General features: G+C 47.0%; 24 protein-coding genes. 2 read left to right on the top strand and 22 right to left on the bottom strand.

Features of this window, described 5'->3' with window-relative positions:
- Positions 1–34: 34 nt before the first annotated feature.
- On the top strand, positions 35–970 hold the full coding sequence (locus RCO25_RS29195) for a phosphotransferase family protein (protein WP_308999596.1): 936 nt from the start codon (positions 35–37) through the stop codon (positions 968–970).
- A 106-nt stretch (positions 971–1076) separates the two neighbouring features.
- Here RCO25_RS29195 and RCO25_RS29190 read toward each other — a convergent pair whose 3' ends face one another.
- The 21 genes from RCO25_RS29190 to yyaC form a co-directional block, all read right to left on the bottom strand.
- Complete coding sequence (locus tag RCO25_RS29190) at positions 1077–1727, bottom strand: response regulator (RefSeq protein WP_308999595.1); 651 nt, start codon at positions 1725–1727, stop codon at positions 1077–1079.
- Positions 1705–4101: an ATP-binding protein gene (locus RCO25_RS29185; RefSeq protein WP_308999594.1), complete on the bottom strand. Its 2397-nt coding sequence runs from the start codon at positions 4099–4101 to the stop codon at positions 1705–1707. The genes RCO25_RS29190 and RCO25_RS29185 overlap by 23 nt, the downstream gene beginning before the upstream one ends.
- A 33-nt stretch (positions 4102–4134) precedes the next feature.
- Positions 4135–4305 (bottom strand): competence pheromone ComX, encoded by a 171-nt coding sequence (locus RCO25_RS29180; RefSeq protein WP_308999593.1) that lies wholly within the window; start codon positions 4303–4305, stop codon positions 4135–4137.
- A gap of 141 nt (positions 4306–4446) precedes the next feature.
- Positions 4447–5376, bottom strand: a complete 930-nt coding sequence (locus RCO25_RS29175; RefSeq protein WP_308999592.1) for a polyprenyl synthetase family protein — start codon at positions 5374–5376, stop codon at positions 4447–4449.
- A gap of 48 nt (positions 5377–5424) precedes the next feature.
- A complete protein-coding gene (locus tag RCO25_RS29170) occupies positions 5425–5652 on the bottom strand; it encodes a hypothetical protein (protein WP_308999591.1) in 228 nt (75 codons plus the stop codon).
- A 66-nt stretch (positions 5653–5718) separates the two neighbouring features.
- Positions 5719–6462 carry an ABC transporter ATP-binding protein gene (locus tag RCO25_RS29165; RefSeq protein WP_308999590.1) on the bottom strand — a complete coding sequence of 248 codons (744 nt, stop codon included), beginning with the start codon at positions 6460–6462 and terminating at the stop codon, positions 5719–5721.
- Between the two features lie 539 nt (positions 6463–7001).
- Positions 7002–7814, bottom strand: a complete 813-nt coding sequence (locus RCO25_RS29160; protein ID WP_308999589.1) for a class I SAM-dependent methyltransferase — start codon at positions 7812–7814, stop codon at positions 7002–7004.
- A gap of 114 nt (positions 7815–7928) precedes the next feature.
- Positions 7929–9482, bottom strand: coding sequence for a 2-isopropylmalate synthase (locus RCO25_RS29155; RefSeq protein ID WP_483874729.1), 1554 nt, complete (start codon positions 9480–9482; stop codon positions 7929–7931).
- Positions 9483–10451: 969 nt separating this feature from the next.
- Positions 10452–11516, bottom strand: coding sequence for a tRNA (adenosine(37)-N6)-threonylcarbamoyltransferase complex transferase subunit TsaD (tsaD, locus tag RCO25_RS29150; protein WP_308999587.1), 1065 nt, complete (start codon positions 11514–11516; stop codon positions 10452–10454).
- Between the two features lie 2 nt (positions 11517–11518).
- A complete protein-coding gene (gene rimI / locus RCO25_RS29145) occupies positions 11519–12007 on the bottom strand; it encodes a ribosomal protein S18-alanine N-acetyltransferase (RefSeq protein WP_308999586.1) in 489 nt (162 codons plus the stop codon).
- Positions 12004–12816 carry a tRNA (adenosine(37)-N6)-threonylcarbamoyltransferase complex dimerization subunit type 1 TsaB gene (tsaB, locus tag RCO25_RS29140; protein WP_308999585.1) on the bottom strand — a complete coding sequence of 271 codons (813 nt, stop codon included), beginning with the start codon at positions 12814–12816 and terminating at the stop codon, positions 12004–12006. Before tsaB ends, rimI begins: the two co-directional genes overlap by 4 nt.
- Complete coding sequence (tsaE, locus tag RCO25_RS29135; RefSeq protein ID WP_308999584.1) at positions 12813–13301, bottom strand: tRNA (adenosine(37)-N6)-threonylcarbamoyltransferase complex ATPase subunit type 1 TsaE; 489 nt, start codon at positions 13299–13301, stop codon at positions 12813–12815. The genes tsaB and tsaE overlap by 4 nt, the downstream gene beginning before the upstream one ends.
- Before the next feature lie 18 nt (positions 13302–13319).
- Complete coding sequence (gene thiL / locus RCO25_RS29130) at positions 13320–14396, bottom strand: thiamine-phosphate kinase (protein WP_308999583.1); 1077 nt, start codon at positions 14394–14396, stop codon at positions 13320–13322.
- A gap of 87 nt (positions 14397–14483) precedes the next feature.
- Entirely contained in the window at positions 14484–15353 is an 870-nt protein-coding gene (locus RCO25_RS29125; protein WP_308999582.1) for a YitT family protein, read from the bottom strand.
- A 151-nt stretch (positions 15354–15504) separates the two neighbouring features.
- Complete coding sequence (locus tag RCO25_RS29120; protein WP_308999581.1) at positions 15505–15858, bottom strand: hypothetical protein; 354 nt, start codon at positions 15856–15858, stop codon at positions 15505–15507.
- A gap of 100 nt (positions 15859–15958) precedes the next feature.
- Complete coding sequence (locus RCO25_RS29115) at positions 15959–17041, bottom strand: HD-GYP domain-containing protein (protein ID WP_308999580.1); 1083 nt, start codon at positions 17039–17041, stop codon at positions 15959–15961.
- Positions 17042–17262: 221 nt separating this feature from the next.
- Entirely contained in the window at positions 17263–18948 is a 1686-nt protein-coding gene (locus tag RCO25_RS29110; protein ID WP_308999579.1) for a histidine kinase N-terminal 7TM domain-containing diguanylate cyclase, read from the bottom strand.
- A gap of 114 nt (positions 18949–19062) precedes the next feature.
- The gene (locus RCO25_RS29105; RefSeq protein WP_308999578.1) at positions 19063–20256 is read right to left on the bottom strand and encodes a class I SAM-dependent methyltransferase; all 1194 of its coding nucleotides are present in this window, start codon (positions 20254–20256) and stop codon (positions 19063–19065) included.
- Positions 20257–20326: 70 nt separating this feature from the next.
- A complete protein-coding gene (locus tag RCO25_RS29100) occupies positions 20327–20971 on the bottom strand; it encodes a DUF6483 family protein (RefSeq protein ID WP_308999577.1) in 645 nt (214 codons plus the stop codon).
- Between the two features lie 23 nt (positions 20972–20994).
- Positions 20995–21855 (bottom strand): alpha/beta fold hydrolase, encoded by an 861-nt coding sequence (locus RCO25_RS29095; protein WP_308999576.1) that lies wholly within the window; start codon positions 21853–21855, stop codon positions 20995–20997.
- A 15-nt stretch (positions 21856–21870) separates the two neighbouring features.
- The gene (yyaC, locus tag RCO25_RS29090; RefSeq protein ID WP_308999603.1) at positions 21871–22392 is read right to left on the bottom strand and encodes a spore protease YyaC; all 522 of its coding nucleotides are present in this window, start codon (positions 22390–22392) and stop codon (positions 21871–21873) included.
- A gap of 213 nt (positions 22393–22605) precedes the next feature.
- Here yyaC and RCO25_RS29085 point away from each other — a divergent pair, with 213 nt between their 5' ends.
- Positions 22606–22833, top strand: a complete 228-nt coding sequence (locus RCO25_RS29085) for a DUF1128 domain-containing protein (RefSeq protein ID WP_308999575.1) — start codon at positions 22606–22608, stop codon at positions 22831–22833.
- 115 nt (positions 22834–22948) lie between these two features.
- Here RCO25_RS29085 and RCO25_RS29080 read toward each other — a convergent pair whose 3' ends face one another.
- Positions 22949–23404, bottom strand: coding sequence for a hypothetical protein (locus RCO25_RS29080; protein WP_308999574.1), 456 nt, complete (start codon positions 23402–23404; stop codon positions 22949–22951).
- Between the last annotated feature and the right edge of the window lie 104 nt (positions 23405–23508).

Below are 23508 nucleotides of genomic sequence, written 5' to 3'. Positions count from 1 at the left end.
AAGAGCTGATTAATTTGGGAAAGGACGGGAAAATATGACTGTCATTTCAAATCAAATACTTCCAGATCGCCTTCTCAAGTGGGTGGCTGCAGCGATTCACCCGCTTGCTTCCGTTCAATCCATTACTCGTCTGCATGGCGGAATGTCCTCCATCGTTCACAGTATCACCCTTGAAGTTCAAGCCGTCGAATCAAAAGTCGTTTTACGTCAATTCGACAATGCCGAATGGCTTCGCCAAGAGCCTGATTTGGCGCTTCATGAAGCTGAAAACCTCCGATGGGCAGCAAAGACGGGCGTGCCAACTCCGCAAATCCTAGCTTTTGACGAAACAGGCATGGATTGCGGAATACCTGCTGTTCTAATGACTCAGCTTGAGGGTACCGTAGACCTGCAGCCTCCAGATATGGATAGTTGGGTCGATGGGCTGGCGAAAACGCTCGCTCAAATCCATACGACTGAGGCGAAGGATTATCCTTGGAGCTACTTTACCTACAATGATGTCCCTGCCTTGGAAGCTCCCTCTTGGTCTAGCTTTAAGGAGGATTGGAGCAAGGTAATTGCCCTAGTAAAAGGACCTCGCCCCATTGCGAAACCATGCTTTATACATCGTGATTATCATCCTACTAATGTATTATGGCAGCATAACCAAATAAGCGGCGTTGTCGATTGGGTGAATGCGTGCCAAGGGCCTGCTGGAATTGACATCGGCCATTGTCGATTAAATTTAGCTCAGCTTTATGGCATTAATACTGCGGATGCTTTTCTGAACGCTTATGAGAAGCATGCAGGTTCACGCTTTCAATATGAGCCTTACTGGGATCTCTTGTCTTTAATCGATATCCTTTTTGGGCCGCCATCCGTGTATCCGGGCTGGCCCGCATTTGGAGTAACCGGGTTAACTGATGCTTTGATGATCCAACGACTTGATGCCTATATGCTTAGCTTATTGGATAAAGCTTCGGGCCATTAACAATAGCCCGCATACGAAACGGCAGATTAAGGCCAAAGCCCTAATCTGCCGTTTACTATTAATCCCTTTAATACTTAGCTGGATAAAGAAACGAATGCATGCATTTCTAATATTGCTCTAAGCTTATTAAGCCTAATCGCTGTGCCTCTTTGATCGCTTCGGAACGAGAACGCACATTAAGTTTATCGAATATTCGCGAAAGCTGATATTCCACGTTTCTTTGGCTTACGTGAAGCATGGCTGCCAGCTCTTTGTTGCTAATACCGGTAGCCACCTCATGTAAGATCGTTTGTTCCTTCTCGTTGATGGATACATCCTCAATCGTTACTTCCGTGCGACCTATGGTCACTTCATGCCGCCTCAGCTGCTTTAGCAGCGTAATAGGGATCACCGTTTCCCCTCTCATAGCGCATCTTATTGCATTATGGAGCTGTTCTCTTGATACGGTCTTGGATATAAAGCCGGATACACCCGATTCGATAAGCAAATTAAAATGCGAACCGATTTCGTAGCCGGAGTATATAATAACCTTGCGTTCGGGATCCTGTTGTATTAGTCGCTTCGTCAATTCTAATCCGCTAATGCCAGGCATATTTAAATCACATAATATGAGATCAAAATGCTCAATTTGCACGATATCCAGCGCTTCGATTGCAGATAAAACAACCGATACCGACATTTCGCTATCTTGCTCGATCATTGTTTTCGTCCCTTCCCCAACGGAAGGATGATCATCAACTAATAAGATACGAATCACGCGATATACCCCTCTCCGATCTACCGGTTGTCATAATCTCTGGCAATAATATAACAACCTCCAGGCCGTTACCGCTTTGAGAATAAAAAGATATATCTCCTTCAAGTCCTGTCACCCGCTCTTTAATTCCTGACAAGCCCATGTGCTCAAAAGAAACAATCATTTGATTGACATCCATACCGACACCATCATCTTGGTATCGGAAATATATAGTTCCTTTTCGCAGCTCAAGTTCAAGGATAACTAGTTTAGCTTGCGAGTGTTTATCCGCATTGCGCAGCAACTCCTGCACAATACGATAAATCGCCGTTATTTGCTCTTCATTTAGCGGGCGGTTAAACGATTTGGCACGGAAATCGACCGCGAAATTCACACGCATTTGAGTATGCTCAATAATGGATTCCACAGCCTCAACTACACCCATCTCTTTCAAAAGAGGCGGACGCAGCTCATTGCAGGTTTCTCGTATTTGATGGATGACATCGAGAAGCCCTTCTTTTATATCCTCAAGCTCACGGCCTAGACTATTCGATATCGGATAGTCCATCATAATGGCTTCCAGCTTCCTGTACCAAAGCAGTTGGTCCTGAAGCGCTGAGTCATGCAAATCCGCAGCAAGCTTTCTTCTCTCGTTCTCAGACAAGCAGAATAGAAGGCGAAGAACCCAAGGCGAGGTTGAATGTTCCTTGCGTACCTCTGATTCCAAATCCTCGATTAATCCTTCGATTAAATATAAGTTTTCGAAAACAATACTGGAGTAGTTCGACATCGTCTTCAGCCAGCGAAGCTCGTCCGAGTTGAAGCGGGTGTGATTGGTCTTCATCCCAATCCACAGGATATGATACCTTGAACGCTGTCTACCGATTACAAGGCCAAGCCCATAAGGAAGCTCTATCAGTTCGCCTACCTGCAGGGAATTTACCGTTCCTAACAAAAATTCTGCTGTAATAAGCTCCTCCGGGTGCTCGCCCATCGGATATACGGTATTCTCTGCTTGCTCCACGAGCAAAAAGGTAATTCGATTGACTGGCAAAAGATCAGAAATCTCTTGTTTTAGAACGGCTTCCAAATCGCTTTGCTTCATAACCCTGGCAATCTTACGTGAAAAACGATCCAAACTATCTTGATAGCTGTACATTGCCTTAAAGAGCTTTGGCCTGAATCGCTGATCAATCTGTTCCTTCGCATATAAAAACAACGTCATTCCGATGTAGATGACAAAAAACACGCCAAACCATGCGGTCCATGACGGATTGTTCTCTCCTAGTAGTACAAACACCACAAGTGCAGCTACAATAACAGCTGGAATGAAAGCAAGCGCCGTATAGTATTTAAATCTAGTCAATATAAAATCAATATCGAATAATTGATTTGAGGTTGAGAGATAGAAATAAACGATTGGCAGAACGAATAAGAAAAGCGCAGTAAAAGCTGCCGGTAATATTTGGCTTTCCCCAAATATTTGCGGGAGCAAATTGAGTGTTGCGAATGGAGTAAATGCTACCAGATGCGAAATCAAAGTAATAGTAAACAAGGAATGTAATTTCGTATTCCGGTGTTTGATAAACTTACGAATAAGCTTATAAACGCATAGTAAATTGCCTAAAAGCACAATGCCGCTAAAGGCCATCTCAATATAGCTATAAAATTGAATAGGAAACAAATCCGTCCAAATATATAGCAGGCTTGCGACGCCTACTACTCCTGCAACACCAAACAATGTCCGCAATAGCTTCCTGCTAATAAACTGAACATCGAATCTTTGTAAATAAATATTCATAAAGCCCATGAATAACAAAGATATAACAGGCAATAAGAGATATATTATAGTGATTCCTACAGGATCGCTGCGATAGGACGCAGCTGAGCTATAATAGCTGATTCCAATTGAAATAAAAAATAGAATAAGCATAATAACGGCCTTGTCATTCCTGCGCTTTACATACAGAAAACCTGAGAAGGCACAAAAAATAACAAGTGATATACCTGGGATGTACAACTGAATCAATAGTTCCCAGAGTGAATGATCACCTGTCCAGCCTTTTGGAAAAGCTATCGCTTGCTGAACATTGTCTTTATGTAAGATAAGAACATTATCGGCGTACTCGATTGAGTTATATTTCTCAACGTTGCGGAATTCCTTTACGGGTTTTCCGTTTACCTCGATTATTTGGTCGCCTACCTGAATTCCTTTTACCTCTGCCTGTCCCGCTGGTTCTATTGATTTCACGATATAACGATCACTAGAATCCTTAATCAGTACCACACCTATCGATGGTACCCGGACTATAACTGAAGTCAGATACAATAACGATGATAAAAATACTGCCAGGAAGAGGATTACAATAATGCGATTCAATAGTGTAGGTTTCATGTTGTCCTCTTCCCTTCAAGCATAGTTAAAAGTTTAGCTCCACATATAAGCGTAGCCGCTGTTTTTTTCATTTTTTTCTTTAAGTTCGCCAAGAAGAGCTTTTTGTTCAGCTGCTGAAACACCTGCAATTTGCAGTTGACCACCCATAGCCATAGACATTTTTCCAGTGCTGCTTACCAACTGACGAATTGTTTCTTTTAACATTTTAACTCCTCCGCTTCTCTACTAATATTTAGAAAACTAGTATACTAATATAATATAACAGGAAATGAATCGACATGAAACGCAAAAGTGATTCGTATTTACCGAAATGACTTTTGCGTGATTTGATATCTTTGTTGGTTATTATGTAGTTTTAGGGTTTATTATATGCAAAAATGTCGATTTCCAAGGACTAATTTCCTGTATATCGTCTAGTAATTCTTCAAACCTGTTGTAGTGCATTCGGCTCATTACAGACCCGTATAATATAGTACCTGTTCTTTCGCATGCTTCGAGAAAAATCTCATGGTTCATGGAAACTTCTTCAACCGTTCGGCTTCCTTGAAAATACTCCCTGATCCAAAGGTCCTCTTCCGCATCGCCTTCTATTAAATATAGTGTAAGCAACGTCCGCTTTTTTTGCAAAAAGTCGCTTTTATCGTCCCATCTCAGCAAATCTCGCAAATCATTTTGAATCTGGGCAGCTAGGCCAATTTCAAACGAATATTCTGCAACGATAGGATGCCAAGGGCGCCCCGCCAGCATAACGCCTGTCATGCAAGCGAATTGAAGCAATGCCGCGGATTTTTGCTTTATGACTTCCAAATAGGCTTGCTCGTCATTCATTTCATTCAAAATATCTAACATCTGGCCGTTTGCCGACTTCATCAGCTGCTCATTCATCATATCTAAAAGTGCAATTCGCTTCTCAGCATTCGAAGTGCTTTGAAGCATTGCTTGCTGCGACAAGGTAAGGAGCGCTGTCGCAACATGAAGCGCTACAGCTAGAGGCGCTTGCATCCAAGGCTTATGCGGCGCATCCTGATCCTGTATATCGTCTAATATATCCGATGCCAGTATAAATAGCTCCACTGCTGCGGCTGCTTTGTAGGGATCTTCTCCTTGACCGCCGAACATATCATAGTGCAGCACTGTCAGCTGACCAAACCGAAGCGATTCAGCCAGCTTGTCCTCAATAAATACTTCTGCAAAACGAAGAAGAGGCTCAGCTGTAAAAAAGCGCTGAACCTGCTTCTGCATTTGTTGTCCAATGAGTGGAATACAATCTTTCACAAGCGATCCTCCGCCAAATCAAGATCCTATCATTATACTATGAATTCATTAAGAGAACATACGCTGAAATGTAGTTACAAATTGTCCCAACCAATGTAGTGTCTTTATGCCGTGGCAGTCGTAGATGCGTTTGCGCTTTTTTTCCTTTTGCGTTTCTTTCTTCTGACTTTCCTCCTCATTCATTTGATTCATTAAACTTGCAATCATCTCCATCCGTTTTTCTAATAGTTTTCTGCGCTCGACTGACGGACTTTCGATGCGATCGCGATGATCCATTGACTAAAAAGCCCTCCTTGAGGTATGCCTATACATTGAAAAGCCGAAGTTATTCTCCGTTTATCCTTATACGCTTACACTCCCATCCATTTCAACTGCGTGATGCATATAAACGGCTTCCATCGTCATTCCGCCTCCCGGCAGCTGAGCAATTAACGTAGACGGGTTATCGCATGTCACGAATTCACCCTTGCGCATGACGGAAACCCGATCGCAATTGCGCTGAATTTCTTCCATATCATGAGAAGCGACAATAATGGTTTTCCCCTGCTGTTTAAGCAGCTGCAGCAGCGCCCAATAATCCCTCTTGGCCTGCGGATCGAGTCCCGTCGTCGGTTCATCCAAAAATATGATTTTCGGATCGTTTACGAGTGCAATAGCGAGCGCCGTCCGTTGTCTCCAACCTCCAGATAACCGTTTTACTAATTTATCCGAATAGGGGCTAAGTCCGAATTGTTCAATAATGCGATCCAAATTGTTTTTCCGTTTATAAAAGCCCTGAAACATCTCCATTGCTTCACGAACATTCATTTTATCTACTAAAGTCGTGCTCTGCAGATGAATACCGATATCTTCCTTCAACCGTTCTGCTTCGAGAACCACATCATGTCCGTATATGCGAATGCTGCCTCGGTCCGGCATGCGAATACCCATTAGCATTTCTAGCAGTGTCGTCTTTCCAGCACCATGAGTACCGATAATACCGAATATTTCACCTTCGTTCACTTTGAAGGATACTTGGTCTACTGCCCTATTCGCACCATAATACTTGCTGACCGAGCTTACCTGAATGATCGTTTGCTTATCCATTCCTTGGTTAACCTCCATTCACACTTAAGCATTCTTAAGCTACTAGCTTTAAGGTGAGATTTATGTTTTGGTATGCGTCATAGTTTTACGATAACGCATGCGGCAAACTTTTTCACCGAAAACCTGTCTAGTAATTCACGCAATTTTTTTGCGTGACCGCAATGAAAGCGCAAAACAAAAGAATGGGCATCGATTCATTCTATCTTCAAATACCCAAAAAAAACTATTCACGGTTATCCACAAAGATATCAACAGTTCTGTATAAATTGTTAGTTAATTCTGTCAGTAGTGCTCTAGTATTATAGTAGGAATTCCGCGGATTTCGTCGATTTATAGGTACAATTTCTCACGTTCATTTCATTTATCCACTTTATTCACATTATCCACAGTTTAATGGCATAAATTTTATCCCCCATTAGTTCACAGTGTTAACCTTTCGTAAATCCAGTGTTTTCGCGTATTTCAGCATGTTATACACAAAATGGGGGGTGTTTGTGGATAACTTTGTGCACAACACTAATATTGGCAAATGTTTAGCTTTATTTTCTAATCCCTATATACAACAAATGTGACGATGAACCTAACAAATGAACATTTTCTGCAGAATCATAGATCAATTGCATAAACGAACGATATTCGTTATCCCCAGTTGCATTCCAATAATTAAATTGTTCCTTTGTCAACGCTCCGGCAATACTCGAAGAACCGATTAGCTTGACGGTTTCAAACCCGTTTGCTTCCATTAAAGGCTTAATATCATCTATATGAAAAGAATAAGCGCCCGTAAACCTTCCTTCATCTGAATGATTGAATACGCCTGTTTCCAAGAAAGTCCGAATCTGAGTCATATTGTCGGTAGGTCTCCAGCTTTGCGGATCGGCCAGCGCATTAAGCAAATGCCTAATTCTTGTCATAAAAGAGACAAACACATAACCGTCCTTTCGCGTCACCCGGTGCAGCTCTTTAACAGCCTGTTCCCTGTCGCTTGGCAGCTGCAAATGATAGAGCGGCCCCATCATAAGCGAAGCATCGAACGTCTCGTCGGAAAACATGCTCAAGCTCCTGGCATCCGCTGCATGAAAACCTATAAAACGTTCTAATAATGCCTGCTCCTCTGCTTTTTCGCGTGCGATTTGTACCATCCTCGGCGTCAAATCGGTCAGTGTAACGGTATTCCCACCCCGGGCAAGCTCCATGGCGTATTTGCCGGGACCAGCCCCGTTATCCAACACATGTCCGCCCTTAGGCACAAATCGGCTTATAAAATGCCAATTCACGATAAACTCAAGGGGCGCTCTATCGAGACGCCCCCACTCATCAAATTGATTATAATATTGAACGATATGATTCATTTCATTTGCCTCCTTTAATAAGGCTAACTCCAAAAATAATGCTGATTATCCCATAGTAGAGAACGAAGAAACATTTTCTACTAAGGGATAACAAGACTTAGCTCTCCATAAAGATCAATTTGCCGCTCGGCTTGTTTTTGTTTCGACTACTCTGCTGCCTGTTGTCATAACCGCTTGATTGCATGCTGATACATAAGCCTGTGCAGCTGCCAGCACGATGTCATTATGAATCGAAGTCCCGCGGAAGCGCTGCTGCTGGTGCACAATGCTGACAACCGCTTCGCCATGAGCATCCTCGCCTGTGGATAACGAATGAAGCTCCAGATCCTCAAATTCGGCAGCTATTGGAATAGCTTGTTGAATCGCATGGATAACCGCTTCAATCGGGCCTGCTCCCATTGCGATGTAAGACTGCTCTGCTCCGAACTCATTTTCACGAATCGTTACCGTTGCCGTGCGCGACCGCTGTGTGCCGGCGTGTACATGAAGATCTACCAGTACGTATGGATCCGGCTGGGTTTGGGTAAGCTCTCCCGCGATACGGATCAGTTCATCGTCCGTAACGATCTTTTGAGCATCAGCTTTCTCCTTGAACTTGTCATACACATTCTGAAGCTGATCTTCCGTCATGTCGATGCCGTATTCTGAAAGACGGTGTTTAATGGCATGGCGACCGGAATGCTTTCCTAAAATAATCATGTTCCGCGATATACCCATCGCTTCAGGATCCATGATTTCATACGTATTGCGGTTTTTCAGCAAGCCGTCCTGATGGATTCCTGATTCATGCTGGAATGCATTCCGTCCAACAATGGGTTTATTATAAGCAATCGGGAAGTTCATCGCGCGGCTTACGATACGCGAAGTTTCATAAATTTCGCCGATTTGAATGTTTGTTTCAGCTTGAACCGCATCCTTGCGCGTTTCAATGGCCATGACCAGCTCTTCTAAGGAGCAGTTGCCCGCGCGCTCGCCGATTCCGTTTACGGTAACTTCAATTTGCGTAGCGCCCCCATGGATGGCTGCAATGCTGTTTGCTACGGCAAGGCCCAGATCATTGTGGCAATGTGCGCTGTATCGTACCGTGCCTCCACCTCTCGCCTCCTTGCGAACGGCTTGGAACAGCTCCCTCATTTCCTCTGGCATCGCGTACCCCAGCGTATCCGGAAGGTTTATGATCGTCGCCCCCTCCGCAATAACCGCTTCAACCAGCTGAATAACAAAATCGCGGCCGGATCGTGTCGAATCCATTGCCGAGAACTCGATCTCATCTACGAATTGCTTGCCGTAAGCGACCATATCGCGGGCAATTTTCACCACTTCATCGCGCGATTTACGCAGCTGGTGATTCAGATGAATGTCTGACGATGAAATAAACAGGTGAAGACGTCTGCGAGCGGCATCCTGTGTCGCTTTTACTGCAGCGTCAATATCTACCTTCACTGCTCTAGCAAAACCGGCAATTTCTACATGCTGCAGCTCACGGGAAATTTGCTGTACGGCAGCAAATTCGCCCGGACTTGATACGGGAAAACCAGGCTCGATAACATCAATTCCTAATTTTCCAAGCTGGCGTGCAATGATGATTTTGCGTTCCGAATCAATCGAAGCCCCTGGTGATTGCTCACCGTCCCGTAAAGTCGTATCGAATATTTGTATTTTTTTCATTTCGTTCGCCATTGTTATTTCCTCCTAAGGTTTGATTGAAATTGATATTGATAAATCCTTTTTTGGGTACAAAAAAAGCTCGCCGTCTCCTTGTAAGAGACGACGAGCTTTCGCTGCCGTGGTACCACTCTAATTGACAGAATCTTACCGCAGAAGTTCGACAAAGCTGCCCTTTATAAAAGGTTCTTTGCTTACCTCGCAGGAATCCATGCCCGCTTAAATGCCCGATGACGGCGGCTAACCGTAACGGTGTAGATATGGGCTGTCACAACCGTAACGCAGCCCTTTTCCACCGTTCCGCTCCCAGGCGAGATTCAAACTCAGCTTCGACTGCGTCGCACCACACCGCAGCTCTCTGTACGGATTCGATTCCTCACTGCTCAGCATGAGTTTAGCGAATTCCGTTTTGCCAGCTTATTGTTCTACTGCTCCTGTTCCTTGCGTTTCTACTCTATATGGTTTACTGCACATTCGACTAAAGGTCATATACTTCACTTCATAGACAACAAGAAAAGCCTGTCGTCTCTTGAATCAAGAGACGACAGGCTATAAAGACCCGCGCGGTACCACCCTTGTTGACTCCCATACGCTCGCAAACGAGCAGGGACGCCCAACTTAAGCATATGGCCAACTCCGGATGTTGACTCACATGCACCCGATTACGGAGGTTAACCGTAACAATGTACCTGCATGGCTGATCAGCATTTATAAAAATGCCGCCATCGTTTCCACTGTTCCGCTCCCAGGTGAGCTTCAAGCATCCTTCGACTGCGTTGCACCAACCCGCAGCTCTCTGTGTTGCAGCAGTACATGAATGAAGCTCATTCATAACGGCGCTGCCAACATTCCCGGACAAGCTTTACTGTTCCTGTTCTTTGCGTTTGTAACGTATGAGATTGAAGTTTTGAAGTATTGTTGCTTATTATATGCTCTTATAAATAGTCTGTCAATTCCATTTCCAAATGTTTTTTAACTGTTTTTGCTAACAGACCAGCTCTCCAGCGAAAAGCCTGGATCGGCTTTCATGTCGAGATCGGTAAATTCAGACCGTTTAAGTTTTAGATAAGCTGCCGCACCAATCATAGCCGCATTATCCGTGCAAAGCGTATTCGGCGGGATAAGCAGCGGTACACGTTCAGACTCGCATTTCGCCGTTAAAGCTGCTCTTAAGCCCCTGTTAGCCGCCACTCCGCCGCACAAAAGCAGCTGCTTCGCGCCGTATTGACGAACTGCGCGCAGCGCCTTGGTAACAAGCACCTCGGTAACCGACTCTTGAAAGCCGCGTGCAAGCGCTGCTTCGTTAAGTTCCAGACCCTTCATTCTTGTCTGGTTAATAACGGCAAGCACTGCAGATTTCAAACCGCTAAAGCTGAAATCATAGCTGTCAGGCTCCAGCCAAGCACGCGGAAGAGTAATCGTTTCCTCGGCTTCGACAGCCAGCTTGTCAATATGCGGCCCTCCTGGGTAGGGCAAACGCAGAGCGCGCGCTACCTTGTCATACGCTTCACCTACTGCATCATCTCTTGTGCGCCCAACGACTTGAAAATCGCCTTCGCTCTCCATAAGCACGAGTTCCGTATGACCGCCAGAAACCACGAGTGCCATACATGGATATACAATGTCATGCACAAGCTCGTTAGCATAAATATGTCCGGCGATATGATGCGTGCCGATTAATGGAATATCCAGCGCCATCGCTAAGCTCTTTGCAGCCACAATCCCAACGAGCAGAGCGCCTACAAGACCCGGACCCTGCGTGACTGCAATGGCCGACATGTCTTTTAGCGTGAGCCCGGATTCCTTGACAGCCTGCTCGATAATCAACGTGATCGACTCCACATGTTTGCGCGAAGCAATTTCCGGCACGACGCCTCCGTAGCGCTCATGAATTTCAATTTGACTGGATACCACATTTGATAAAATATGTTTGCCGCCGCGAATAACGGCTGCCGATGTCTCGTCACAGCTTGTTTCTATTGCCAAAATAATATCATTCATCGACTGTGTACTAGCTGCCTGTTCCGACTGACTCACGTTCATTGCTCCCCTGTCTTCAACCGCTCATGGTCAAGCTCCGCCCACATAATAAGCGCGTCTTCATTGTTATCCGAGTAGTAACGCGGACGAATTCCTGCCGGCTCAAAACCGTATTTACGGTACAGCTGCTGGGCAATTTCATTGGAGGGACGAACCTCCAGCGTCATTTTGACTGCGCCAAAAAAAACCGCCGTCCGCTGCAGCTCGGCAAGCAAGCAGCTCCCGAGCCCTTGCCCGCGAAAATCAGCTTTTACCGCGATGTTCGTCACATGCGCTTCGTCCATAATGACCCACATGCCGCCATAGCCTATGATTTGGCCCTCGTATTCCATGATCATATAACGGGCAAATAAGTTATTCATAAGCTCATTCGTAAATGCCTCCGCTGTCCAAGGACTCGTGAAGGCTTCATGCTCGATATCAACGATAGCAGGAATATCCGCCATCGTCATGGCACGGTAAATGAGCTCATTCACATCTACCTTCATACCTTCGCTTCACCTGCCTGCTTCGCTTTCCAAACGACTTCAGCCTCGGTAAGCTGTGTGTAGTTAGGAATAAAAGTATGCGGGTCCTCTACCAGACCTGCTTCAAGTCTAATACGGCCAAGCTTTGCTACCCACTGTCCCTCTTGGATAAATGGCTGGAGCCGAACCGCTGCGCCTGCGGACTCGCCAACCTGCTGCAAGCGCGCCGCCTCTTGCTCATGAAGAGACAACTCCCCCACTAGCGAGATGCTTCGAACCTTGCCCTTCTGCTCTGCCAATCGCTGCTCCAGCTGATCCACAAAGTCCTTCATAAGACGCACGCCATCATCAAGCCAGCGGCTCCACTCTGTCCTATTGGTCATCGAAAAACAGGAGGAGTAAACCTGCCCTCGCCGTGCATCCATAATCGGAAGTATCCAGTGTTCGCCATCCAGCGTATTATCTAACTCCGCTTGCTTCTCCGAATGCTGGTGCCAAGCGCCATAAGCAAGCGCCTCTAGGCTGGATACGCCGATTAACGGTTTGTTCCAAACCCAAGCAAGCGTCTTGGCTACGGACACCGCAATACGCATTCCTGTATAGGAGCCAGGTCCGTTTCCTACAGCGATTGCCTCGATGTCTGAATCGCTAATCCCGCTTTTCAACAGCATTTCCTTAATATGCGTAACTACGTGAACCGAATGATTTCTCTCAGCCAATGTTTGTATTTCAGCAAGCACTTCTTGACCGCTTACAATTGCGGCAGCCATCGATGCCGTTGACGTATCTAAAGCCAAAATGGTTCCTTCTTGCCTCTGTTCGATTTTCATCTGCCTGCTCCTATCTCGCTTACTGCACGGCACCAGCTTGCGTAAATTTCGCCATAGCCTGTTAGCAGTATACGCCGTTTTTCATCACCTAGGTGCTCGATATACAGCTCCAGCCGCTCAGTTGGGAGCAGCTCTTTAATCAAGCTTGCCCACTCTACGATCGTTACCCCGTCGCCATAAAAATAATCGTCCAAACCAAGCTCGTCCGCTTCCTCCAGCGACAGCCTGTATACATCCATATGATAAAAGGGAAGCTGTTCCCCTTCATATTCTTTTATAATGGTAAAGGTCGGGCTATTTACGATTCCCTTTACGCCGATTGCTCTGGCAAAGGCTTGCGAAAATCGCGTTTTGCCTGCGCCTAAATCGCCGTCCAACGCAAGTATTGCGCCCGGTTTTACCCAAGCAGCAAGCTGCTCAGCCAAGGCTACCGTGTCTTGCTCCGTTTGCGTAAGCCATGTGGCTTGGTTTATCTGTTGCTGCATATTCTATTCACCCGTTCATCACGAAAAATGATTGTATCCGCGCTTCTTAAGTTTTACTCTCTTCTCCGAAGGGGACTTATAAACCTGATTATAGCGTATGAGCTCTACTCCGGGCTCGCCCTCCTCGGTTTCCCCGATAATAAAAAACGGCAGGCCCTCTTGATGAAAAGCAGCTCGCATGAATTCCGCATCCTCGGAAGCCATCGTTCCCAGCAATACATAATCTTCGCCGCCATAGAGCATCCAATCAAGCGGATCGATGCCCACCTTTGACGCATAAGCTGCCAAGGTTCCGCTTCTCGGCAACTGCGCTTCCCTCAGCACAAGGCGCAGCCCCGAGGATTCCGCAATTTCCCATGCCTCGCTCGCCAACCCGTCGCTAACATCGTTTAGCGAGCGGCAGCTTCCGCGCGAAAGCAGCAGCCGCCCGGCACGCACCGACGGACTCGGCCGTTGATGCGCCAGCACGATCGACGCCTCCGGCTCACCGCTGAAATCAGCCGGATACAGCGTCTCACCTGCACGCTCCTCCTGCGCCAGCAGCGCGTGCAAGCCCGCCGCCGACATCCCGATGGCGCCGGTCACAAACACCGCATCGCCCGGCTTCGCGCCCGAGCGAAGCAGCTCACGTCCCGCTTCAACGGTTCCCGTCACCGTTACCGCGACAACCAATTGCCCCGGCGTCGACGTCGTATCGCCGCCTGCAATCGCAACCCCATAGCGCTCGGCGCACTCGTACAGCCCATCGTACAGCCTCCGCATCCGCTCCGGCGTGTACGCGGCCGGTACGCTGACCGAGACGAGCGCATGCAAGGGCACGCCCCCCATCGCGGCAATGTCGCTAATGTTCGCCGCAAGCGCCTTATAGCCGACATCCTCGTCCCGCATCGTCGACTGTTTAAAGTGGACGGTCTCCACCATCGTGTCGACCGCCAGCAGCAGCCGCTTCGGAGCAGCTACGCCATCCTCCGCGGAAGCAGGATCCACGACAGCGGTATCGTCGCCTATACCCGTAATCACGCCGAGCTGCTGCTGCCATTTGCTCTCCTGCCGAGCCGCCGTCCAATGATGAATACTCGCAAACTCATCCAACATGCAGTTCTCCTTCATCCAAGCCTCAGTTTGCCGCTCGCTGCAAGCTGATCCGGCCTCGTCATCTGTTCATAAGGACTACTATCATCATTAGTGAATATCCCGTTTCTTAAACCGTCCGCCCTTCACATCGTGAATATTGCCGACAGCGAGAAACGCCACGGGATCGAGTTCATGTACGATAGACTTCATCTTTGCTTCCTCCAGGCGCGTAATGACACAAAAAATAACGCGTTTGCTGCCGCCCGTGAAGCCGCCTTCCCCATGCAAATAAGTAACGCCGCGTCCCAGCCTGCTCATGATTGCTGCGCCGATCTCTTTCGATTCCTCGCTAATGATCCATACCGCCTTGGATTCGTCAAAGCCCTCGATGGTGATGTCAATCATTCTGAAAGCAATGTAATACGCGATAAGAGAATACATTGCCCGGTCCCAGCCGAATACAAAACCAGCGCTGCCGAGAATAAATAAGTTGAAAAACATTACCGTCTCGCCAACAGAAAACGGAAGCTTCTTATTAAACAAGATCGCAACGATCTCGGTGCCGTCAAGCGAGCCCCCGAAACGAATGACCATACCGACTCCAATGCCCAGAATCACGCCGCCAAAAATAGCGGCCAAAAAGGGCTCTACCGTAAGCGGCGGCACCGGATGAAGCAAAAACGTTCCGAGTGACATCACCGATACGCCGTATAAGGTCGAAATCGCGAAGGTTTTTCCGATTTGCTTATACCCGAGAAACAAAAAAGGCAAATTCAATAAAAAAAGAAAAAGACCGAGCGGTAATGAGGATAAATGGGAAGACATAATCGATATACCGACAATACCGCCATCAATAATGTGATTTGGTACAAGAAAGATTTCCAATCCAACCGAGACCAGCGCAGCGCCGAGCGTAATAAATAGTACTCTTCGCAGCACTTCGAGCTTGGAGAGCTTGTGGTGCTGTAATGATCCCATAAGTGAACTCACATCCCCTACTGGCTCTTTTTCTCATCATTTTACCTTAAACGCTACCAGATATAAAGCAAGTCTACCATTATTGCAAAAAGAAACCTTCCGCTCTGACAGCATGCAGCCGCCGATTTGGAAGGTTTCCAAGTTCCTTTGGTTAGCCGATAACCGAGAACGCTTCTACGCCCGCCGGTATCGATTTGGTGCGATAGACTCTGCCAAAGCTATCATATACCTGAATGGTATAATTCGTGGTCGTTAATGTCGTTATCAAACTAAAAAACACGACGCCGAAACGATCAAAAGCCGCGGTTTGAATAAGCGTACTGCCTCTATACAAAGCTGCGTTAAAGCCTGTTGTATTGAATGGAACACCGCTGCCGTCAACCCATAATACCGTCAAGCGATTAAATGTAGGACCGCTTTGAATTCTGCGGGCACTTGATTTATTTAGTAGTATTTTATCTACGTTTTTAGGATTAAATAGAGGGGGTACTACTCGATTTGCCATACTTTCACTCCTTCCCGCATTTATATTAAAATATGCGAGAATCGAAGATTTGGTATGGTCAGGCTCCTATATGAAATGCCTAATCTAACCGGCGAAAGCTTTATAGCTCTTTGACGACGGTAATAAACAGCTCGTCCTTCAGCTCGATCTCATAGGGCGAGGCCGGCATCGTGCCATCGGGCTCCATGATGATGCGCACGCGCGGACGATGAACGGCAAGCTCGTTATTTTCCGATACGACACCGACCTGCCCGGTACTGAGCAGGAGCGAGGTGGCCACCGGATAAATCGATATATGTCGACAAAAGAGCTTGATAAGCTCATGATCAAAAAAAGTACCTCCTGCGGCAAACAGAAACTCGATGGCTTCGCTCGCCGTATAACGCTTCCGGTACGGCCGCGGGGAAGTTAACGCATCAAACGTGTCCGCTAAGCCGACGATTTGACCATACATGTGAATTTCACTTTCCTTGAGCCCGCGCGGATAGCCCGAACCATTAAAGCGCTCATGATGCTGCAGCGCGCAATGCGCGGATACGATCGATATATCATGATACTTCCGCAAAATATCGAAGCCGTCCTTCGCATGGCCTTGAATGATAGTACGTTCCTCTGCCGATAAGGCTCCCGTATGATTCAATAGCTTCTGCGGAACCTTTGTCATCCCGATATCGAAGAGGAGAGCGCCAATGCCCAGCTCTTCCAGCTGATTACGGTTAAAGCCTTTTGCTATGCCCATGATGCCTGCAAGCACCGCAACATTAAAGGAATGCTGAAACAAATAGCCGTCCATGGCATGAATACTCGTTAAATTAACTAGCATATTTGGTCTTGAAGATAGGTCCTGCATGATTTGTCCGAACACCGCCCGGAAATTCCGGCCCATGTCGGGTGCGATCGTCCGGCCTTTTGATACGTTTTGGTCTTTGAAGGAGTTCATCGTTTTATAAATGGTATCGACCGCTTGCTTGCGCGTTTCATCTCTGATCGTGTCCTCGGGAATAAGATCCGCCGTTAAGCCATCCTCTATGAATAGAAAATCAATGCCCAAGTTATGCAATCGATCGATGTAACGATCATTGAGCTCTACCCCTTCTCCCAGAAGTACGTTGCCGTTTTCTTGGAAAATGGGTTTAGCCACTCTGTCTCCCGGCTTGACCATTCCAATTTGCACTTTTCTCATTAGATTAGTTCCCGCCTTCGATAGTTTAGCGATTGTAACCGGATAGCATCTATTTTAGCAGAACTATCCCCTACTGACTATGCAGACCGCATAAGCGTAAACGGCTGACGCCGTCCTTGGCGGCAAAAGCTCGTTTCGCGGTGAAATTTAAGCATCGTATAAGGTTAAAATTTATAAGTTCCTATATTTTGAAAAAAAGCCCGAACATCATGTTCGGGCCACTAGGCTAGTTTTCGTTTTACAATCCGGTTGCGGCCATTATATTTCGCTTCATACAGCGCAGCATCCGCCTGCGCGAGCAGCTCCCGCAAAAAGGCTTTGGGGTCCGCAAGGTCTGATGGCTCAAAATGCTCAATGGAGATGACGCCCATGCTTATCGTTACCGAGACCGGCATTTCACCGTTCCCCATATTGATTTTGTTCTGCTCAACCGATTCCATCAGCAGCTCGGCAATTTGATCCGCCTGTTCCCGGTTTGTATGCGGCAAATACACCGTAAATTCTTCTCCGCCGTAGCGGGCCAAAATATCCGTAAACCGTAACGAGCCCCGCACTGCATCCACCGTGCCGCAAAGCACTTCGTCGCCAACCAGATGTCCGTACTTATCGTTGATGGATTTGAAATGATCCAGATCAAATAAAAAGATTGAAAAGGGAATGCCGTAGCGGATATTCGCAACGACCTCTAGCTCAAGCTGATGCAGCAAATACCGTCGGTTGAAGCAGCCTGTCAATCCGTCGGTAATCGCCATATGCTCCAGTTTTTTATTCGCTTGAAACAGCTCGTCCTGCATAATAAGCAGATCGCGGTTTCGATCCTGAAGCTGTTCATTCTGGTTATTTGTCTCTTCTACGAGCAGCCGGAGCTCGGTTACGTCCTGGAAGGTAAGCAGCCTTCCTACCGGTGTTTTCTTATTATTCAGAATAGGAGCCGATTGAACGATAATATGCCGGTACTTATCGTAAGATATAGCAATTTCGATCTCATGCCTGTCCATAGGCCGCTTACGCTGCTCCTCGAAAAAAGCCGTAAACCCTCTTGATGCCTCTCCCTTGAACTGCGGGCCAAGCAGGGCAGGATTAAATTTATCGCCTATGCGCAGCCGCAGGATCGGCTTGATCACTTTATTCACTTCTATGATGATATCATTTTCGTCCAATACGATAATGCCCATCGACATCGTATTCATAACGTCCCTTTGGACCGTTTGAATAATGTCGAGTACTTTATTCCTTCTGATGGCATGAACCAGATAGACAGCTGCAAGCGCCATGCCGACTGAAATAAGCGGAACATATCGATTCATTTCCTCTATGAGAAAAATATTGACAATCAAATCAGCGATAGCAAACGAAACCAACACGAACATGCCGGTTATTGCTGTCTTGATTAAAGTACGCTGCCTAACCGAATTTTCACCCCGCAGCTTGTAAAACATGATCGTGAACGAGATTACCATATAAAGAATCAGCTGGACAATCATAATCCAATATAACGGCCCATGCTGAAGCTGCTTCATCGGGCTGAGCCGTTCATTGATACTTAAAAACATGCCGCTTGGGTTGATGACGACTGCTGCTACGGATGTAAGAGCAGGTATTGCTAAAATGAACAACCGGCTCTTTCGAATCACATACGACTGGCCGGTAAGAAAAAGGATAAAAGCAAACCAGCCAATGCCAAGCAAGGAAAGCCCTATGTATGAAACCGAGAGGTAGAATAGTTTGAAGGCCGTTGCGGTAACTGTCTGGTAAACGAATTGAGAGAACGTCCAGCTCATAAAAACGATATGTAAAGAAAGGTAAATGCGATGCAGGACCGTAACGGTGCTTGTGGCAAACACGTAGAAAAACAAGCCGAGCAGCACTAGAAACATACTAAAGTCTAGCCAGATCATCCATTCCATTACGGTTCACCCATTCATTTGATAGCCATCTTCTTCCATTGTAGCAAATGTTAATTATATCGACAATTACTTAACATCAAAAAACTCAAAGTTTAACAATCGTCTTAATAACCATTATTTAGAGATAGCATTCGGCCAACGCTCAGCGAGCATTTGCTCAAGTGACGGCGAGATATTCAGAAACTGGCGGAATTGCTCGTACTGCTCCCATTTTTTCATAGAAATCCCCTGCTGCTCCGAACGAACGGCACGAATAAGCAGATTTTTGGGCGTATGCTCCGGATCTACGAATTCTAGCATTTGCACCTTGTAACCCAATACCTCAAGCAGGGTCCCGCGTGCCGCATCCGTTGCCAGCGCGGAAAAACGCTCCTTCAGCAAGCCTTGCGACAAAAGCGGCGAGAGTACATCGTTATCGACCTGCTTGAACAGCTCATGCTGACAGCACGGAACAGACATAATAACCGAGGCTCCCCAGTTGACCGCCTTGGCAAGAGCCGCATCCGTGGCTGTATCGCATGCATGCAGGGTGACGACCATATCAGCAGCTTGCAGCTCCTCATATTCGGCAATGTCGCCAACAAGAAATTGCAGCTTATCGTAACCGAGCTTCTCCGCAAGCTCAGAGCAGAATGCGATGACATCCGCTTTTAAATCGAGACCGATAATATTAATTTTCCGCTGCTGCTCTACTGCAAGCAAATGGTAAAGCGCAAACGTCAAATACGATTTACCGCAGCCAAAATCAACGATTGTAAGCTCCCTGTCCGTCGGCAAGTACGCAAGTACATCCGTAACCATCTCCAGGAAACGATTGATCTGCCTGTATTTATCTTGTTTTTTCGCATGGACCAAGCCCTCAGGCGTCATGATGCCCAGCTCGACAAGGAACGGCGCAGCTTTGCCTTCCGCGAGCACGCGCTGTTTTTGCCTGTTATGCTGCTGGACTCCCTTTTTTGAATCCCCTGTAGGAGGCTTCTTCAGCACGGCTGCTTTGCCTTTCTTATTAAAGAGCAGCTGGACATCAGCCTCAGGCGTTTTCACAAGAGCTTGCCGGTAATTTTCCTGCAGCAGGTCAATGACTCTCTCCGCAGCCTTTGTCCCTTCAATATTGTCATGCGTAACTTTATTCGCAAAATGATATTCAAATTGATAAAAGAGTCCGCTCTTCATCTCGATTGGACGGATGACCGTTTTGGGTGCCACGGTACCGTCCTTCCGCTTAGGCTGGCTTAGCGTTGCCTGCAGCAGCTCTTTGCCGCTGATCCATTTTGAGATGTCTTGCCGCCATTGTTCCGTCATGCGCATCTTCACTCCTAGGCCTTTATTGAAGCTAAGCATACCGTTTTACCGTTTTACGCTTAGTCTAAAGTCATATTTACTTGTTTGATAAAGCTTCTAGGCCCTGCTTGATTTCCTCGCGGGGCAGCCCGCCTGCCTCAAGCCGTTCATCCGCCTGCAGCAGCATTCGGCTGTAAAGCTCCTCTGCCTCTGCCCGGCCAAGTCCGTTATCCTCGAGCAGCTCATGCATGAGATTCTCGGCGGAATCATAACGGCCCTCCTCCATATGCCAATCCGTAAGCAACCGCTTGGTCTGCCTCGGAAGCTCATATGGCAGGAGCCGCTCCAGCAGCTCCTTGATTTGCAAGCGAGGCTCCGCGAGCGTTGGCTCCGCGCCAACAAGCGATAACCGCAAAAAGAGATGGAGAGACTTCAGATTGGCAATGAAGCTCTCGTCCTCCTTGCCCAGCTCCGCATTCAGCTCAGCCTCATGCTTCATCAAGATAGCGATTGCTTGCAAATGATCGGTTTCCAATATACCGTTCGTCGTCATCATCCTCATCAAATCGTCGTCTGATAAGGAACGAATGAGCTTGCTGCTCAGACGGAATTTTTTATCCAGCAGCTCGTCTATGAAAAGCAGCGCGTCCTCATGCTTTCGTTCTCGCCTCAGATTCAAAATTTGGCCGACCGCTTCCGTCATTTGCTCAATCATCCGCATGAAGTAATCGCGTTGAAACATATCGTTTCCCCTCTCCCTGCATGTTACTGCTTTGCATTCACGAAGCTGACGATCGCTGTGATCAGCTCCTTCGGCTGCTCCACCATTCCCATGTGGCCGGAGCTGCCTAGTTCTACCTTTGTTGTTGAACCGTTCACTGCCGCAAAAGCACTCTCCAGCGGAATGACTTTATCATTGGCGCCTGCTACCAGCAGCACGGGCAGCTCAGCCTGCTCGATAATATGCTTGCGGTCAGGCCGGGCCTTCATCCCTTTGGCCGTGGCGATCGCGCCTTGCAGAGCTGTGCCGTAGCCGATTCGTTTGCCGCGTTCAACCTCGCCTTGCAAAGCTTCGACGTTAGCCGGGGCAAAGAGTTTAGGAATAAGCCCGTCTACGAATGGCTGAACACCGTTTTGCTCTAATGCCGCAACGGCCTTATCCCGGTTTTCCTTCGCTGTGTCGCTGTCCGGGAGCGCTGTCGAATGAATGAGACCGAAGCCCGAGAGCTTCTTCGCAAATTTCTCTGCGAATGCCAAAGTGATATAACCGCCTAAAGAGTGACCGAGCAGCACCGCGTTGTGAATTTGCAGCTTGATCAGCAATTCGGCAATATCCTCTGCATACATTTCCATCGTGTAGACCTCATCGGTTGGCGCAGAGCTTCTGCCATGTCCGCGCGCGTCAGGCGCAATAATGCGTACCGATTGTTCCAGCTCCTCTACGATGCTCTCCCAATACGCAGAGCTGCCGCAATACCCGTGAAGCAAAACTACAACCTCGGAAATACCGTCCGCTGCTCCGCCGTCATGCGGGTGGGAATCATAATAAGCCAGTTCTACTCCGTTATTCAAAAATAGCTTGCGCTGCGCGATTGACTCCACATTACCTAATTCTTCGTTGCCCATTTGCTGCATTCTCCTTTACAAAACCGGGATTTGTAATTCAGGATTTACTGATGTCGCATCATCTATGTAGCTGCTCCAAGCTGCTTCGATTGCATTCACTACCTCGTTTGCCATACGCATCACTTGATAAAGCGACGTCGTTTGCAGCATCCAATAGGCCTTTGGGCCATTTGCATTCACTACGCCGGCTATACTGTAATCTCCAATTGCCGGCAATCTGCGGCCGATGGCTTTCCCTGGCTGAAGCGGGCCCTCCGACACTAGGCAGCGTCCAATAGAGCCTGGTTTTCCAAGGCAAGCATCTATAGCGATGATCGTACATTCCTTAGGTATCTCAAGTGCCGCGTGCTCTACGGCATGCGCATCGCAAGGCTGCTGCAGCGTCCCGATGACATTCGGCCAGCCGCGGTCCTTAAGCAGGCTTCCTGCAAGAGGACCAAAGGAATCGCCGGTTGAACGGTCGCTGCCAATACAAACAAATGCAATGCGGCTTCGATCTTGATGCTTATTTGCAACTGCCTCAAGAAATAGATCTATTTCACTTTTCGTTAGCTGTTCCGTCGCCTTGCACCTGCCCTGTGATTGATTACTTTGTCATTCTACTATTAATTGTATCCAATTTTAAGTTACTGTTCAATTTGTGGTCATTCCCTTTTGAAACATGTTACAATTGCAGCAAAGCAACATGTCCGAATATGCTTATTTCCCCCGAGGCCGCTTACGGCTCATAAAAAATTCAGGAGGCACTCCATGACTAATTTAGACTTGCAAACTCAAGAAAATGTCGAATTTATGATTGAGGTTATCAAAACAAAGCTTAAAATGGCTTCCGCCGCAGCTATGCAGGCATCTAACTTCGACCTTGCCAAATATGAGGATATAAGAGACCTGTACGAAGTCGTCGCATCCAAGGAAAAGTTTAGCATCAGCGAGGTTGAAGCTCTTGTGTCCGAGCTTGGCAAGCTGCGTATACAATAATATTTTTTTAAAGCAAAATATTCCAGTATCAGACAATAATTTTCATTTTCCAACATAAGAAGAACCGAGCCTGGCATCTTCGCCGAGCTCGGTTCTTTTTTTGCTTTTACAGCTATTAATCCTGTTCTTCGGCTTCCACTTCCGCAGCTTCTATAGACAGCTTAATCGATACTTCTTTATGCTCGCCTTTAAGGAAATGTGCGATTCTCTCCAGCTTGTCTGCGAGTTCAGGGCCGCTTAACGTCGTATTCAAGTGATAGTCAAAACTATCTGCCGGCAGCTTCCGATCCGAATAAGCATTCTGCCCTGCCCAGCCGCGATCTCCGCCCGCATTTGCCCTGGCGATCAGCTGCTCCTGTACGGGATAAAATTTATCTGATTTATTTACGACTCTTTCATAAATGCGCAGCTTCTTCAGCAGCATGTAATATTGCGCGGAATGTTTAAAATTCCAAGCCTCTCGAATATCTTTAAGCGTATAGTCCATCTTCCAACGCTTAAGCTTCTCTACCTGCTCGTCTGTGCTCAGCTGCAAAAAATCGTCTAGCGGCAGCATTTTTTCGGACATCATGACCCCTCCGATAATTAGTTTATAGAGTTATAAAAATAATTATTCATATAGCTTTGTTTATCATATAAAAAATACCATAAATTTTGTCACTTTACAAATTAATA

The organism is Paenibacillus sp. LHD-38 (genome assembly GCF_031157315.1).
Classification (GTDB): domain Bacteria; phylum Bacillota; class Bacilli; order Paenibacillales; family Paenibacillaceae; genus Pristimantibacillus.
This window is presented reverse-complemented; position numbering and strand designations above follow the sequence as displayed.

Excerpts from the sequence above, each read along its gene's own strand:
- RCO25_RS29080 (WP_308999574.1), bottom strand. The coding sequence starts at position 23,404 with ATGATGTCCGAAAAAATGCTGCCGCTAGACGATTTTTTGCAGCTGAGC.
- RCO25_RS29180 (WP_308999593.1), bottom strand. The coding sequence starts at position 4,305 with ATGTTAAAAGAAACAATTCGTCAGTTGGTAAGCAGCACTGGAAAAATG.
- RCO25_RS29085 (WP_308999575.1), top strand. The coding sequence starts at position 22,606 with ATGACTAATTTAGACTTGCAAACTCAAGAAAATGTCGAATTTATGATT.
- thiL (WP_308999583.1), bottom strand. The coding sequence starts at position 14,396 with ATGTTGGATGAGTTTGCGAGTATTCATCATTGGACGGCGGCTCGGCAG.
- RCO25_RS29100 (WP_308999577.1), bottom strand. The coding sequence starts at position 20,971 with ATGTTTCAACGCGATTACTTCATGCGGATGATTGAGCAAATGACGGAA.
- RCO25_RS29165 (WP_308999590.1), bottom strand. The coding sequence starts at position 6,462 with ATGGATAAGCAAACGATCATTCAGGTAAGCTCGGTCAGCAAGTATTAT.
- RCO25_RS29195 (WP_308999596.1), top strand. The coding sequence starts at position 35 with ATGACTGTCATTTCAAATCAAATACTTCCAGATCGCCTTCTCAAGTGG.
- RCO25_RS29110 (WP_308999579.1), bottom strand. The coding sequence starts at position 18,948 with ATGGAATGGATGATCTGGCTAGACTTTAGTATGTTTCTAGTGCTGCTC.
- RCO25_RS29105 (WP_308999578.1), bottom strand. The coding sequence starts at position 20,256 with ATGCGCATGACGGAACAATGGCGGCAAGACATCTCAAAATGGATCAGC.
- tsaB (WP_308999585.1), bottom strand. The coding sequence starts at position 12,816 with ATGAAAATCGAACAGAGGCAAGAAGGAACCATTTTGGCTTTAGATACG.
- RCO25_RS29160 (WP_308999589.1), bottom strand. The coding sequence starts at position 7,814 with ATGAATCATATCGTTCAATATTATAATCAATTTGATGAGTGGGGGCGT.
- RCO25_RS29095 (WP_308999576.1), bottom strand. The coding sequence starts at position 21,855 with ATGGGCAACGAAGAATTAGGTAATGTGGAGTCAATCGCGCAGCGCAAG.
- RCO25_RS29125 (WP_308999582.1), bottom strand. The coding sequence starts at position 15,353 with ATGGGATCATTACAGCACCACAAGCTCTCCAAGCTCGAAGTGCTGCGA.
- RCO25_RS29170 (WP_308999591.1), bottom strand. The coding sequence starts at position 5,652 with ATGGATCATCGCGATCGCATCGAAAGTCCGTCAGTCGAGCGCAGAAAA.
- RCO25_RS29185 (WP_308999594.1), bottom strand. The coding sequence starts at position 4,101 with ATGAAACCTACACTATTGAATCGCATTATTGTAATCCTCTTCCTGGCA.
- tsaE (WP_308999584.1), bottom strand. The coding sequence starts at position 13,301 with ATGCAGCAACAGATAAACCAAGCCACATGGCTTACGCAAACGGAGCAA.
- RCO25_RS29120 (WP_308999581.1), bottom strand. The coding sequence starts at position 15,858 with ATGGCAAATCGAGTAGTACCCCCTCTATTTAATCCTAAAAACGTAGAT.
- RCO25_RS29115 (WP_308999580.1), bottom strand. The coding sequence starts at position 17,041 with ATGAGAAAAGTGCAAATTGGAATGGTCAAGCCGGGAGACAGAGTGGCT.
- RCO25_RS29155 (WP_483874729.1), bottom strand. The coding sequence starts at position 9,482 with ATGAAAAAAATACAAATATTCGATACGACTTTACGGGACGGTGAGCAA.
- rimI (WP_308999586.1), bottom strand. The coding sequence starts at position 12,007 with ATGAAGGTAGATGTGAATGAGCTCATTTACCGTGCCATGACGATGGCG.